Source organism: Amycolatopsis sp. NPDC088138, assembly GCF_044741685.1.
In the GTDB taxonomy this organism is placed as follows: domain Bacteria; phylum Actinomycetota; class Actinomycetes; order Mycobacteriales; family Pseudonocardiaceae; genus Amycolatopsis.
The window spans coordinates 695,285-711,173 of record NZ_JBIUTB010000004.1 but is presented as its reverse complement, the minus strand read 5'-3'; the positions used below and the strand labels follow the sequence as shown (position 1 = coordinate 711,173).

The following is a 15,889-nucleotide window of genomic DNA, read 5'->3' as shown; positions in this document are numbered from 1 at the left end:
GTTTCTCCTACTTCAGCAGGCCCGACACGGCTTCGGCCACCGCGGAGCGGCGAAGCAGGTCGTGGCGGTCGAGGTCGAAGGAAAGCTCGGCGCCGGCCAGGTGGCGGCCGTCCGCGGGGGCGTCGGAGTTGATCACGGTGCAGGTGCTCAGGTCGGCGGCGGTCTCGACCTGGGTCGCGCCGACGAGGTAGTGCACGTAGGCGTCGAACCAGCTCATCATCTCGTTGCGGCGCGACTCGTTGAGGCCGAGCCGGCCGAGGCCGACGTGGCCGACCTCGCGGTAGAGCTTGATCAGCGAGTCGCCGAGCACCACGAGGTCGTCGGCGCCCTCGGCCTCCGCGAAGCCCGAGGCCTTGGACTCCTCGATCTCCTGCGGGGTCAGCACGCCGACGAGCTTGTCCAGCAGCTTGTGGAACTGCCAGTACAGCACGATCGAGCTGACCGGTTCCGGGTCGAACATGACGACCGCGGGCTGCTTGCCCCGGCGTTCGCCGATCCGGCGGGCCAGCGCCGAGGCGTAGACGCCGCCGACGCAGAACCCGAGCACGCCGCGGATCTCGCCGTCGGGCAGTGCGTCGAGCCACCGGTTCAGGTAGTCGTCACCGGTCATGTTCTCCTCGGTGCCCGGCTCCGGCTGCATCGTCTCCCAGACCGTGCTGGGCACGCTCAGCGCCGGCGCCAGGTCGGAGAACGTCGCTTCGGAGCGGCCGGGGGAATAGAAGTCGACCGCGAGCACGAAGTCGTTCTTCGCGCCGTTCTTCAGGATTCGCCATTCGGTGAAATCATTCATTGCTTGCTCCCCAGTAATCAGGAATTCGCGTCAAGCCTAAATGGACGACCCCCAGGTCATTAACCCCTACCGGAGACCCTAGGGGTGCGAGATCTCCGGCAGGGCAGGGTGTTCAGGAGAGCTGGACCAGCCAGTCGTTGACCTGCTTGGCGACGACCTCGGCGTGCTCTTCCAGCATCGTGTAGTGGTTGCCTTCGGCCTCCGCCACGGTGGTGACGGAAACCCACTTCGACCGCCAGCCTTCGGCGGGCCATTCCGGCATCGGCTCGGCGGCGGTGACGAGCAGTACCGGAATGGTGACTTCGGGGGCGCGCCATTGTTCGAACAGCCGGAAATAGGCGCCCATCGCGGTGAGCCGGTCGTCGTCGACCGGGGCGTACCGGCCGTCGCGGTCGGCCATGCCGCCCATCAGCCCGGGCAGCAGTTCGTCGATCCCCTCGCCGCCCGGCGCGTAACCGTCGAGGACGACCAGGGCCGCCGGGCGCAGGCCGCGCTGTTCGAGCCGCGCGGTCACGGCGTGGGCGAGGACCGCCCCCGACGAATGCCCGGCCAGCACGAAGGGACCGTCGCCGGCCCGCTCGGCGACGGCGTCGGCGAGCAGGTCGGCCGCGGCGTCCGCCGAGTCCGGAAGTGCTTCCCCGGTCCCGAACCCGGGCACCGTCAGCGCCGACACCCCGCGCACGCCGCGCAGCGCGGCGCCGATCCCGGCGTACTGGTGCGGGCCGGAGATGGCGGTCATCGACGGGACGCAGATCAGGCTCGGCTCGGCGGTCTCCGGCGCCAGCCGCACCAGCGACGCGGCGGGCGCGCCGGTGGGCCGGAACTGCGACGCCGTCATCAGCATGCTGACGAAGTCACCCGCTTTGCCCTGGGCGCAAGCCTGCTTGAACAGCGTGCCCAGCGTGCTCGCGGCCGGTTCCACGGACGACACGCCTTCGAGCCGCTCCGCCAGGTACCCGGCCAGCGCGGCCGGGGTGCCGAACTCGTAGACCAGCGCCGGCGGCAGGTCGAGGCCGGTCAGCTCGGTGAGCCGGTTGCGCAGCTCGACCGCGGTGAGCGAGGCGAACCCGAGTTCGAGGAACTCGCGGTCGCCCTCGACGGCGTCCGCCGAACGATGGCCGAGCACGAACGCGGCCTGTTCCCGGACGACGCCGAGCAGGATCTCGACGCGCTCGGCGCCGGTCGCCGAGCCGAGTCCCTCCAGCGCGCCGAGGCGCGCCGGTTCCGGCTTGGCCTCGACGACCGGGGCCAGCACGTCCAGGAACGCGGCCGGCCGGGTGGCCCGCAGCCCGGGGGCCACGGCCGCCCAGTCGACGTCGGCCAGCACGAGCCCGCGCTCACCCCGGCCCGCCGCGGCCCGCACCGCGGCCAGCAGGAGCCGCGGGTCGAGCGGCGCCACACCGGGCGTAGTCGGCGTGCCCTCCCACGGCCCGGTGGCAACACACAGGGTTCCGGCGCCCCGCTGCTGGGCGAGCGCGGTGAGCCGGGCGCCGGCCGCGGCGTCGACCGCCACACCCGCCCCGCCCCAGACGCACGCACCCGGCACGAGCACCAGGAACGCCTCGACGTCCTCGCCGACTTCGAGTGCTTCGGCGATCTGTTCCTGCACAGCCGCTTCGAACGCGCTCGGCGTGAGCGTGTCCAGCGGCGCGGGCGAGGACGGCGTCACGAGGTGGACGACCGTGCGAGCGCCCGCCGTGACGTCCCGGGTCGGCTCGGCGCCCAGGCCGGTGAGCCAGGCCTCGACCGACTCCGACACCGCGCCCGTCAGCAGTACCGGGCCCTCCGGCGTCCACGGGGTGCCCGCGTCGCCGATCGGCGCGCGGACCAGGCGCCGGGCGAGCACGCCCGCCGGCCGCACCGCGACCTCGTCCTCACGGCCACCGCCGGTGAGCACCGCGCCCACGCGGCGCCAGTCCGCGGCCGTCGGCGCGCCAGGCAGGTCGAGCAGACCACCCCAGCGGTGCGGGTACTCCTGCGCGGCCACCTGGCCGAGCGCCCAGACCTGGGCCGGGCCCGCCGTGGGCACCGCGTCGGACGTCCCGGTCCGGACGGCACCGCTGGTCAGGCACCACAGCGGCGCCTCGACCCCGGCGTCGCCGAGGGCCTGGACCAGCGCCGTGCTGAGCGCGAGCCCGTGCGTCTCGTCGAGCGACAGCAGCGAAAGCACGCCGCCGACCGGGCCGTCGAGCACCGTGCGCAGGCCACCCGCGAGCAGGTCGCGGTCGGCGTCGGTGTCGTCCAGCGCCACCCCGGCCGCGGTCGCGCCGAGACCTTCGAGCAGCCGCACGGCACCGGCGACGCGCTCGTCCTCGGCGTGCGTGGCGGGCGCCACGACGAGCCAGGTGCCCGAGGTGACGCCACCGGCCGGCTCGGGGATCGAGTGCCATTCGGTGCGGTACCGCCAGCTGTCCACAGTGGACTCGGTCCGGCGACGACGGTGCCACGCGGACAGCGCCGGGAGCACGGTGTCGAGGGCGGCGCGGCCGTCCTCGCCGACGTTCAGCGCTTCGGCCAGCGCACCGGCGTCGGCGCGTTCGACCGAGGCCCAGAACGCCGAGTCCGGCGCCGCGACGACGGCGGCGGGCGCCTCCGCCCGCAGCCAGTAGTGCTCCCGCTGGAAGGCGTAGGTGGGCAGGTCCGCCCGGCCCGCGCTCCAGCCCGCGGCCCGCGCCGTCCAGTCGAGCCGGACGCCGCGGACGTGCAGCGCGGCCAGCGCCGCGGCGAACGCGGCCGGCTCCGGCCGGTCGCCCCGCAGGGCCGGGACGGCCAGGACCGCCGGGTCGTGGTCGAGCGACTCGCGGGTGAGGCCGGACAGCGGCGCGTCCGGTCCCAGCTCGACGAACGTCCGGACGCCCAGGTCGTGCAGGGCGGCGACGCCGTCGGCGAACCGGACCGCGGCCCGGACGTGCCGGACCCAGTAGTCCGCGTCCACCTCGGTGAGCAGCTCGCCGGTGACGTTCGAGACGATCGGCACCACCGGCGGCCCGTACGACAGGCGTTCCGCGACCGCGCGGAACTCCTCGAGCATCGGCTGCATCCGCGCGGAGTGGAACGCGTGGCTGACGCTCAGCCGCTTGGTCTTGCGGCCGAGACCGCGGAAGTGCTCGGCCACCGCGAGCACGGCGTCCTCGTCACCGGAGACCACAGTGGACTCCGGGCCGTTGAGCGCGGCGATCGCGACGCCGTCACCCAGGTGCGGGTGGACCTCGTCCTCACCGGCCTGCAGCGCGACCATCGCGCCGCCCGCGGGCAGCGCCTCCATCAGCCGGGCGCGGGCGGTGATCAGCTCGGCCGCGTCGGCCAGGGACAGCACCCCGCCGACGTGCGCGGCCGTGATCTCGCCGACCGAGTGCCCGAGCAGGTACGCCGGGCGCAGCCCCGCGTGCTCGGCCAGCCGGTACAGCGCGACCTCGATCGCGAACAGCGCCGGCTGCGTGTAGCCGGTGCGGTCGAGCAGGTCCGGCTCTTCGATGATCGTCTTCAGTGGACGGTCGAGGTGCCGGTCCAGCGCCGCGCAGGCGTCGTCGAACGCGGCGGCGAACACCGGCTCGGTCGTGTACAGCTCACGGCCCATGCCGGCCCGCTGGCTGCCCTGCCCGGAGAACAGCACGGCCACCGCCCCGGCGTGCCCCGCCGTCCCGCGCAGGACGCCCGGGCCGTCGACGCCGTCAGCCACGGCGCGGACGCCGTCGAGCAGCTCCGCGCGGCTCGCGCCGAGCACGACGGCCCGGTGCTCCCAGGTGGCGCGGTGCGCGGCCAGGGTGCGAGCCACCGCCGCGGCGGACAGCTCCGGTTCCCCGGTCACCCGCGCGGCCAGCCGGTCCGCCTGCTCGCGCAGCGCGTCGGCGGTCCGCCCGGAGATCAGCCACGGCAGCACCTTCGAGTCCTCAGTGGACTCCTCGGGCACTGCGACGACGGGCGCCTGCTCGATGATCGCGTGCGCGTTGGTGCCGCTCACGCCGAACGACGAGACGCCGGCCCGGCGCGGGCGGCCGGTCTCCGGCCACGCGCGCTCCTCGGTCAGCAGCTCGACCGCGCCCGCCGTCCAGTCCACTTGGGACGACGGCGCGTCAACGTGCAGCGTCTTGGGCAGCACGCCGTGACGCAGCGCCTCGACCATCTTGATGATGCCGCCGACGCCCGCCGCGGCCTGGGTGTGGCCGATGTTGGACTTCAGCGACCCCAGCAGCAGCGGTTCGCCGGAGCGGTCCTGGCCGTAGGTCTCCAGCAGCGCCTGGGCCTCGATCGGGTCGCCCAGCTTGGTGCCGGTGCCGTGCGCCTCGACGGCGTCGACGTCCGAAGTGGACAGACCGGCCGTCTCGAGCGCCTGGCGGATCACCCGCTGCTGCGCGGGACCGTTCGGTGCGGTGAGGCCGTTGGACGCGCCGTCCTGGTTCACCGCCGTGCCGCGGACGACCGCGAGCACCTCGTGGCCGTTGCGCCGCGCGTCCGACAGCCGCTCCAGCAGGAGCATGCCGGCGCCCTCGCCCCAGCCCGTGCCGTCGGCGGCGTCGGCGAACGACTTGCACCGGCCGTCCGAGGACAGGCCGCGCTGGCGGGAGAACTCGATGAACACGTTCGGCGTGGCCAGCACGGTGACGCCGCCGGCCAGCGCGAGCTCGCACTCGCCGGACCGCAGGGCCTGCGCCGCGAGGTGCAGCGCGACCAGCGACGACGAGCACGCCGTGTCGACCGTGACCGCCGGACCCTCGAGCCCGAAGGTGTAGGACAGCCGCCCGGACGCGACGCTGCCCGAGGTGCCGGTGCCGAGGTAACCCTCGACGCCCTCCGGCACGGAAGCCAGCGAAGTCGCGTAGTCGTGGTACATCACGCCGGCAAAGACGCCGGTCCGGCTGCCGCGCAACGTGCCGGGGTCGATCCCGGCGCGCTCGAAGGCCTCCCACGACGTCTCCAGCAGCAACCGCTGCTGCGGGTCCATCGCGATCGCCTCGCGCGGCGAGATGCCGAAGAAGGCCGCGTCGAACTCGCCCGCGTCGTACAGGAAAGCGCCTTCACGGGCGTACGACGTGCCCTGGTTGTCCGGGTCGTCGTCGAACAGCCCGGCGACGTCCCAGCCGCGGTCGGCCGGGAACACCGAAATCGCGTCGGTGCCCTCGGAAACCAGCCGCCACAGGTCCTGCGGGCCGCGCACGCCGCCCGGGTACCGGCAGCCCATGCCGACGATCACGACCGGGTCGTCGGCCGTGGCCGCCTTGCGGGCCACCGGCCCGGTCCGGACCGCACCGGCCAGCCGGCGGTCGAGCTCGGCGGCCAGCGCCGCGGGTGCCGGGTAGTCGAAGACCATCGTCGCGGGCAGCCGGAGGCCGGTGGCCGCGCCGAGCCGGTTGCGCAGTTCGACCGCGGTCAGCGAGTCGAAGCCCAGCTCGCGGAACGCGCGGTCCGGGTCGACCGCCTCGGCCGAGGCGTGCCCGGCGACGGCGGCGGCCTGGCCGCGGACCAGGTCCAGCAGGAATGCCGCCCGCTCGGCGGCGGGCAGGCCCGCCAGCCGCGCTTCGACCGAGTCGACCTGGGCCGCACCGGCGAGCACCGCCGTCCGCCGGCCGGGCGCGCGGACCAGGCCGCGCATGACCGGCGGGATCATCCCGGCCGCGGCCTGCTTGCGCAGCGCCGGAACGTCGAGCCGCATCGGCACGACCAGCGCGTCCGGCGAACCGATCGCCGCGTCGAACAAGGCCATACCCTGCGCCGACGACAGCGGGGCCACGCCGCCGCGGCTCATCCGGCGGACGTCGACGTCGTCAAGCTCGCCGGTGAGCGCGCTGCGCTCCTCCCAGAAGCCCCAGGCCAGCGAGACCGCGGGCTTGCCCTCGGCGCGCCGGCGCAGGGCCAGGGCGTCGACCACGGCGTTGGCCGCGGCGTAGTTGGCCTGCCCGGCGCTGCCGAGCAGCCCGGCGGCCGAGGAGAACAGCACGAACGCGCGCAGGTCGCGGTCCGCGGTCAGCTCGTCCAGGTGCAGCGCCGCGTCCGCCTTGGGCCGCAGCACGGTGTCGAGGCGTTCTTCGGTCTGCGCCTCGACGACGCCGTCGTCGAGGACCGCCGCCGCGTGAATCACCGCGGTCAGGTCCGGCACCCCGGCGAGCAGCTCGGCCAGCGCGTCGCGGTTGGCGACGTCGCAGGCCGCGATGGTCACCTCGGCACCCAGCTCGGTCAGCTCGGCTGCCAGCTCCGGCGCGCCCGGCGCCGCCCAGCCCTGACGGCCGGTCAGCAGCAGGCGGCGGACGCCGTGCCCGGTCACCAGGTGCCGGGCCAGCAGCGAGCCGATCGTGCCGGTGGCCCCGGTGACCAGCACCGTGCCCTCGTCACCCAGGACGTCCACAGTGGACTCGGCCGGCGCCAGGCGCGGCACCAGGACCTGGCCGCCGCGGAGCGCTCGCTGCGGCTCGTCGCCGGTCAGCGCACCCGCCGGGATGTCACCCGCCGGGTCGAGGTCGAGCAGCAGGAACCGGCCCGGGTGCTCGGACTGCGTCGAGCGGAGCAGGCCCCAGACCGCCGCGGTGGCGACGTCGGGCGACTCGCCCTCGATCGCGACGGCGCCGCGCGTGACCAGCACCAGGCGTCCGGTGAAGCGCTCGTCGGCCAGCCAGCCGCGCACCAGTTTCAGCGCGCGCCCGGCGTTCGCCCGGACGTCGTCCGCCGCGAAGCTGACCAGCACCAGCTCGGGCTGGTCGGCCTCGGCGAGGGCGTTCGGCGTGTCGTGGCAGGCCGCGCCGAACGCGCCGGCCAGGCCGAACGGGTCTTCGCCGAGCACCGCCACCGACGGCGCCTGTTCGGTGACCGGGACCTCGGTCCAGGTGACGCGGAAGAGCGAGTCCGCGGCGGACGAGCGCGCCGGGGCCGACATCGGCCGCAGCACCAGCGACTCCACCGTCACCACCGGCCGGCCCGCCGGGTCGGACGCCGACAGCGCGAGGCCGTCAGCTCCGGAGGGCGCGAGCCGGACCCGCAGCGAAGCGGCGCCGGAAGCGTGCAGGGTGACGCCGGTCCAGGCGAACGGCAGGTGCCCGCCCTCGACCAGCCCCAGCCCGGCGGCCTGGACGGCGGCGTCGAGCAGGGCCGGGTGCAGGCCGAAGGCGGCCGCGTCGGCGCCGTCGGGCAGCGTGACCTCGGCGAACACCTCGCCGTCACGCCGCCAGGCGGCGGTCAGGCCCTGGAACACCGGGCCGTAGGCGAACCCGTGGTCGGCCATGACGTCGTAGTAACCGTCCAGCGACACCACTTCGGTACCGGCGGGCGGCCACTCGGTGTCCACTTCGGACTCCGAGGCGCCGGACCCGAGCAGCCCGGACGCGTGCCGCGTCCACCCGTGTTCATCCAGCGCGTGCTCGTCCCGCGAGTAGACCGTGAGCGCGCGCAGGCCGTTCGGGTCCGGCTCGCCGACGACGATCTGGATCAGCACGTGGCCGGTCTCCGGCAGCACGAGCGGGGCGTGCAGGGTCAGCTCGTCCAGCCGGCCGCAGCCGGACTGGTCGCCGGCCCGGATGGCCAGCTCGACGAACGCGGTCCCGGGCAGCAGCACCGTGTCGCCGACGACGTGGTCGGCCAGCCACGGGTGCGTCTGCCGGGAGATCCGGCCGGTGCACAGGTAGCCGGCGTTCTCGGCGAGCCCGACCGCGGCACCCAGCAGCGGGTGCGCGACGGCACCCAGCCCGGCCGACGACACGTCCGCGAACGCGGGCGCGGCCGGCTCCGGCCAGTAGTGCTCGTGCTGGAAGGCGTAGGTCGGCAGGTCGGCGCGGCGGGCGCCGGAGCCGTCGAACACCGCGGCCCAGTCGACGGTGACACCGTGCGCGAACGCCTCGGCCAGCGCGAGCAGCATGCGGTCGCGGCCGCCCTCGTCGCGGCGCAGGGTGCCGCTGACGGTGGCCGTCGAGCCGGCGTCGTCGATGGTCTGCTGGATCCCGACGGTCAGTACCGGGTGGGCGCTGACCTCGACGAACGACTCGTGGCCCAGCGCCAGCAGCGCCCGGGTGACCTCCTCGAACCGGACCTGCCGGCGCAGGTTGCGGTACCAGTACGCGGCGTCCAAAGTGGACGTCTCGACCGGGCCACCGGTGACCGTGGAGTGGAACACCGTTTCGGTGTCCTTCGGCCGGATCGGGGCGAGCAGCCGCAGCAGCTCGTCCTCGATGGCCTCGACGTGCACGCAGTGCGAGGCGTAGTCGACCGCGATCCGGCGGGCACGGATGTGCTGGCCGCGGCAGTGCTCGACCAGTTCGTCGAGCGCGTCGGCGTCCCCGGACACGACGGTCGCCTCGGGGCCGTTGACCGCGGCGACCGAGATCCGCCCGGTCCACCCGGCCAAGAGTTCTTCCGCACCGGCGCGGGAAAGCGCGAGCGAGACCATCCCGCCGCGGCCCGACAGGGCCAGGATCGCCTGACTGCGCAGGGCCACGACCCGGGCGGCGTCCGAAAGGGACAGTGCTCCCGCGACGGCGGCCGCCGCGATCTCGCCCTGCGAGTGGCCGATCACCGCGGCCGGGCGGACGCCGTAGGCGCGCCAGACCTCGGCCAGCGAGACGTTGATCGCCCACAGCACCGGCTGCACGACGTCCACCCGCTCGATCGGCTCGGCCGCGCGGACGACGTCGAGGAGCTGGAAGTCGACGAACGGGGCCAGCGCGGCGGCGCACTCGGCCATCCGCGCGGCGAACGCCGGCTCGGTCTCCAGCAGCTCGACGGCCATGCCCGGCCACTGCGAACCCTGGCCGGGGAACACGAACACCGGCCGCTCGCCGCGGGCGAAGCCCTGTGCGACGCCGTGCCCGGCGATGCCGCCGGCCAGCGCGGTGAGCCGCTCCTTCAGCTCGGCGGCGTCGTTGCCCAGCACGACCGCGCGGTGCTCGAACACCGACCGCGTGGTGGCCAGCGCGTGGCCGACGTCGACCGGGTGGCCGTCCACGGTGGCCAGGCGGGCGGCCTGGGCCCGCAGCGCGCCTTCCGTCCGCGCGGACAGGACCCAGGGAATCGAGCCCCGGTAAGACGGTTCGGCACCCTCGATGTCCACTTCGGACGGCGCTTCGATGATGGCGTGCGCGTTGGTGCCGCTGACGCCGAACGCCGACACGGCGGCGCGACGCGGGCGGCCGGTCTCCGGCCAGGCCCGTTCCTCGGCGAGCAGTTCGACCGCGCCGGAAGCCCAGTCGACGTGCGGGGTCGGCTCGTCGATGTGCAGCGAGCGCGGCAGCACCCCGTGCCGGATGGCCTGGACCATCTTGATCACGCCGCCGACACCGGCCGCGGCCTGCGTGTGCCCGATGTTGGACTTGAGCGAACCAAGCCAGAGGGGCTCGGACCGGTCCCGGCCGTAGGTGGCCAGCAGGGCCTGTGCCTCCACCGGGTCACCGAGGGTGGTGCCCGTACCGTGCCCTTCGACGACGTCGACGTCCGAAGTGGACAGACCGGCGTTGGCGAGGGCCTGGCGGATCACCTTCTGCTGCGCGGGACCGTTCGGCGCGGTGAGGCCGTTGGACGCGCCGTCGGAGTTGATCGCACTGCCCCGGACGATCGCCAGCACCGGGTGCCCGTTGCGGCGAGCGTCGGAAAGCCGTTCGACGACGAGCATCCCGGCGCCCTCACCCCAGGCCGTGCCGTCGGCGGCGGACGCGTACGGCTTGCAGCGGCCGTCCTTGGCCAGCCCGCGCTGGCGGGAGAACTCGACGAACGGGCCCGGCGTCGGCATCACCTGCACACCGCCGGCCAGCGCCATCGAACACTCGCCGCTGCGCAGCGCCTGCACCGCCCAGTGCAGCGCGACCAGCGACGACGAGCACGCCGTGTCCACGGTGACCGCCGGGCCCTCCAGGCCGAGCGTGTAGGCGATCCGGCCGGACATCACGCTGGACGACGTGCCGGTCAGCATGTAGCCCTCGGCGTTCGCCGTGCTGCCGGCCAGCACCGACGTGTAGTCCTGCGTCGCGCCGCCGACGAAAACGCCGGACCGGCTGCCGCGCAGGGCTTCCGGGTCGATCCCGGCGCGTTCCAGCGCCTCCCAGGCGATCTCCAGCAGCAGTCGCTGCTGCGGGTCCATGGTGAGCGCCTCACGCGGGGTGATGCCGAAGAACCCGGCGTCGAACAGGCCCGCTTCGTGCAGGAACGCGCCTTCGCGGGTGTAGCTGGTGCCGGAGGACTCGGGGTCGTCGTCGTACAGCGCGTCCAGCGCCCAGCCGCGGTTGTCGGGGAACGTCGAGATCGCGTCGCGGCCCTCGGCGACGAGGTCCCACAGCTGCTCCGGCGTCGATATCCCGCCCGGGTAGCGGCAGGCCATCGCGACGATCGCGATCGGCTCGTCGGTGGCCCCGACCGCGGTGACCTGCGCCGCGTCGGCCGCGACCCCGAGCACCTCGGCCCGCAGGAACTCCGCGAGCACCCGCGGGGACGGGTAGTCGAACACCAGCGTCGTCGGCAGGGTCAGGCCGGTGACGGCCGTGAGCCGGTTGCGTAGCTCGACCGCGGTCAGCGAGTCGAACCCGAGCTCGCGAAACGCCTTCTGCGCGCCGAGCCCCTCGGCTCCGGCGAAGCCGAGCACCGCGGCGGCGTGCTGCGAGATCAGGTCGACGAGCAGGTCCTCCTGGTCGGCGGCCGACATCCCGCTCAGCCGCGCGTGCAGCGCGGACGCCTCGGGGGTGCGCTCGGCGGCGGCCTGCTCGGCCGCCGCCCGCAGCGCGCGGACCGCGGGCAGCTCGTCCAGCAGCGGCCGCGGCCGGGCCGCGGTGAACGCCGGGAAGAACCGCTCCCAGACGACGTCGGCGACGGCCAGGAACGTCTCGTCGCGCTCCAAGGCCTGGCGCAGCGCGGCGATCGCGAGCTTCGGGTCCATGGCCGGGACCCCGCGGCGGCGCATCTGCTCCCCCGCCTCGCCCTCGGCCATGCCGCCGTCGGCCCAGGCCCCCCACGCGATGGAGGTGGCCTTGAGCCCCCGGGCGCGGCGCTGCTCGGCGAAGGCGTCGAGGTAGGCGTTCGCCGCGGCGTACGCGCCCTGGCCACCGCCGCCCCAGACCCCCGCGTTGGAGGAGAACAGGACAAACGCGTCCAGCTCGGGGAAGACGTCTTCGAGTGCCTGCGCGCCGGTGATCTTGGCCGTGGCGATCCGGGCCAGGTCGTCGAGGACCAGGTCCTCGACGGCACCGGTCTCGCCGAGGCCGGCCGCGTGGAAGACCGCGGTGACCGGGCCGTCCAGGCTCGCGGCGAGCGCGGTGAGGGCGTCGCGATCGGCGGCGTCGCAGGCCGCGACGGTGACCCGGGTGCCCAGCTCGGTCAGCTCGGCGGCCAGCTCGGCCGCACCCGGGGCATCCGCGCCGCGACGGCTGGTGAGCACGACGTGCGCGGCGCCGGCGGTGGCGAGCCAGCGCGCGACGTGCGCGCCGATCGCCCCGGTACCGCCGGTGATCAGGACGGTCGCGCCGTCCGGCCGCCAGCCCTGGCGACGCGAGACGGTCCCCGCGGCGGGCGCGGGCACCAGCCGTCGCGCGAGGACGCCGTTGTCGCGCACGGCGACCTGGTCCTCGGTGCCGGTCAGCACGGCGGCGAGCCGGGCGGCGGCGCGGTCGGAGACCTCGGCTGGCAGGTCGACCAGGCCACCCCAGCGTTCCGGCCGCTCCAGGCCGAACACCCGGCCCAGGCCCCAGACCGCGGCCTGGGCCGCGGACGAGACCGGCGCGACCGCACCGGCGGTGGCGATCCACAGCGGGGTGTCGCCCAGGTCCCGCATCAGCTCGGCGGTGGCCGCGAGTCCCGTGGGGACGGAGGCGGCGTCCGGGTGCGGACGCTCGTCCAGCGCCAGCAGGGACAGCACGCCGTCGACCGGTTCGGTGTTCTGGTCGATCCCGGTCACGACCCGGACGTCAACCCCGGCCTTGCACAGCGCCTCGGGCCAGCCGGTCTCGACGCCCTCGGGGACGACGACGAGCCAGGTGCCCTGCGGGGTCCCGGCCGTTTCCGGCAGCGGGTTCCACGCGATCCGGTACCGCCAGCCGTCCACAGTGGACTCTTCGGCGGCCTGGCTGTGCCACGCCGACAGGGCGGGCAGCACCGCGCTCAGCGGGTCGTCGGCGTCGACGGCCAGCGTCGCGACCAGTTCGCCCAGGTCACCGCGGTCGACCGCGGCCCAGAAGGCGGACTCCAGCGCGTTCGTGGCGCCGAAGGCCGCGCCGGCGGGCATCTCCGGCGCGTCGAGCCAGTACCGCGCCCGCTGGAACGGGTACGTCGGCAGGTCGACCCGCTTCGGGGTGATCCCGGCGAAGAGCGCGGACCAGTCCGGCGACGCCCCGGCCGCGATGGCCGCGGCGAGCGCGTGCCGCACGGTGGTCTCTTCGTCGCGGCCCGCCCGCAGCGCGGGGACGGCGGTGACGACACCCGTCAGGCACTCCTGCGTCATCGCGCAGAGGATGCCGTCCGGGCCCAGCTCGACGAACGTCGTGACGCCGCGTTCCTCGAGCGTGCGGACGCCGTCGGCGAACCGCACCGCGCGGCGGACGTGGCGCACCCAGTAGTCCGGGTCGGCCAGCTCTTCGGCGGTGGCCAGGCGTCCGGACACATTGGACACGACCGGGATGCGCGGCTCGTGGTAGGTCAGGGTTTCCGCGACGGCGTAGAAGTCCTCCAGCATCGCGTCCATGCGCGGCGAGTGGAAGGCGTGGCTGACCGTGAGCAGCTTGGTCTTGCGGCCCAGCGCGGTGAAGTGGTCGGCGACGGCCAGCACGGCGGCGTCGTCCCCCGAGATCACGGTCGAGGACGGGCTGTTGAGCGCGGCGATGCTCACCGCGCCGGTCAGCAGCGGGGTGATCTCGTCTTCGGTGGCCCGGATCGCCACCATCGCACCGCCCTCGGGCAGCGCCTGCATCAGCTCACCGCGCGCGGCGACCAGCGCGACCGCCGACGGCAGGTCCAGCACGCCCGCGACGTGCGCGGCCGCGACCTCGCCGATCGAGTGCCCGATCAGGAAGTCCGGCGTGACGCCGAAGTGCTCGAACAGCCGGAACAGCGCGACCTCGACGGCGAACAGCGCGGCCTGGGTGTACCGGGTCTTGTCCAGCAGCCGGTCGGGGTCGTTGAACAGGACCGTCTTGAGTGGAGCGTCCAACCGGGACCCGAACTCGGCGCACACCGCGTCCAGCGCCTCGGCGAACACGGGCTGGGCGGCGTACAGCTCGCGGCCCATGCCGACACGCTGGCTGCCCTGTCCGGTGAAGAGGAACGCGGTCTTCGCACCGGCGACGCCGGTGATCGCACCGGGCTCCCCCGCGGCGATCGCGTCGAGGGCTTCGAGGACCTCACCGGGTTCGTCGGCGAGGACGACCGCGCGGTGCTCGTGCAGGGTCCGGGTGGTGGCCAGCGAGTAGGCGACCTCGGTGACGTCGAACTCTTCGAGGTGCTCGCGCAGGCGTGCGGCCTGGGCGCGCAGGGCGGCGTCGGACCGGCCCGAGACGACCAGCGGAACCCGACGTCCGTCATTGGTGGGCTCGTCTGCCTCGGCCGGCTCGGCCTGCTCGACGATCACGTGCGCGTTGGTGCCGCTGAACCCGAACGAGCTGATCCCGGCACGCCGAGCGCGGTCGACGTCCGGCCACTCGCGCTCCTCGGCGAGCAGCTCGACGGCGCCGGACTCCCAGTCGACGTGCGGGGTCGGCTCGGCCAGGTGCAGGGTCTTGGGCAGGACGCCGTGGCGCATGGACTCGACCATCTTGATGATCCCGGCGACGCCGGCCGCGGCCTGGGTGTGGCCGAGGTTCGACTTGATCGAGCCGAGCAGCAGCGGGTCGCCGGTGCGGTCCTGGCCGTAGGTCGCGAGCAGGGCCTGGGCCTCGATCGGGTCGCCCAGCTGGGTGCCGGTGCCGTGCGCCTCGACGACGTCGACGTCCGAAGTGGACAGTCCGGCGTTCGCCAGCGCCTGGTGGATCACGCGTTGCTGCGAGGGACCGTTGGGCGCGGTGAGGCCGTTGGACGCACCGTCCTGGTTCACCGCGGACCCGCGGACGACCGCGAGCACGGGGTGACCGTTGCGGCGGGCGTCGGACAGCTTCTCCAGCAGCAGCACGCCGGCGCCCTCACCCCAGCCGGTGCCGTCGGCGTCGGCGGAGAAGGCCTTGCAGCGGCCGTCGGAGGCGAGCCCGCGCTGGCGGCTGAACTCGACGAACGCGCCCGGGGACGCCATCACCGTGACGCCGCCGGCCAGGGCGAGCGTGCATTCCCCGTTGCGCAGAGCCTGCGCGGCCAGGTGCACCGCGACCAGCGAAGACGAGCACGCCGTGTCCACGGTGACCGCCGGGCCCTCGAGACCGAGCGCGTAGGAGACGCGGCCGGTGACGACGCTGCCCGCGGTGCCGGTGGACAGGTAACCCTCGACGCCTTCGGGCACGGCCAGCAGCCGCGTCGCGTAGTCGTGGTACATGACTCCGGCGAACACGCCGGTTTTGCTGCCACGCAGGGAAGTCGGGTCGATCCCGGCGCGCTCGCAGGCCTCCCACGACGTCTCCAGCAGCAGCCGCTGCTGCGGGTCCATCGCGACGGCCTCGCGCGGCGAGATCCCGAAGAACTCGGGATCGAACTGCGCGGCGTCGTGCAGGAACCCGCCCTCACGGGTGTAGCTCGTGCCCGCGGCGTCGGGATCGTCGTCGTAGAGCGCGTCGAGGTCCCAGCCCCGGTCGGCGGGGAACCCGCTGACCCCGTCCCGGCCCTCGGCGACCAGGCGCCACAGGTCATCGGGCGTCCGCACCCCACCGGGATACCGGCACCCCATCGCCACGATCGCGATCGGCTCCTGAGCCCCGGCCTCGGCCTCACGCAGCCGGCGGCGCGTCTCGTGCAGGTCCGCGGTCACCCGCTTGAGGAAGTACCTGAGTTTGTCGTCGTTCTGTTCGGTCATGTCAGCGCGCCCCTCAGCGTCGAACCGTCGAAGTCTGTGTGTCGCCGGGCCCCAGCCCCGGCGTGCCAGTCGTTTGCCTCGGCACGTTGGCCGAACTGGTCGGCGTGCTGGCCGTTCCGGATGGCGAGCCGGCCGATCTGGGCGGCGTGTTGACCGCCCCGGTCGGCGAGTTGGCCGCCCCAGATGGCGAATCGGCCGATCTGGGCGGCGTGTTC

2 protein-coding genes are annotated in these 15,889 nt (G+C 74.4%); both read right to left on the bottom strand.

All coding sequences use genetic code 11. The features are described from left to right. Window positions 1-7: 7 nt before the first annotated feature. A complete protein-coding gene (locus tag ACIOD2_RS24045) occupies window positions 8-790 on the bottom strand; it encodes a hypothetical protein (protein ID WP_400541887.1) in 783 nt (260 codons plus the stop codon). A gap of 112 nt (window positions 791-902) precedes the next feature. Continuing rightward, the gene (locus ACIOD2_RS24040; RefSeq protein WP_400541884.1) at window positions 903-15,674 is read right to left on the bottom strand and encodes a type I polyketide synthase; all 14,772 of its coding nucleotides are present in this window, start codon (window positions 15,672-15,674) and stop codon (window positions 903-905) included. Window positions 15,675-15,889: the final 215 nt, after the last annotated feature.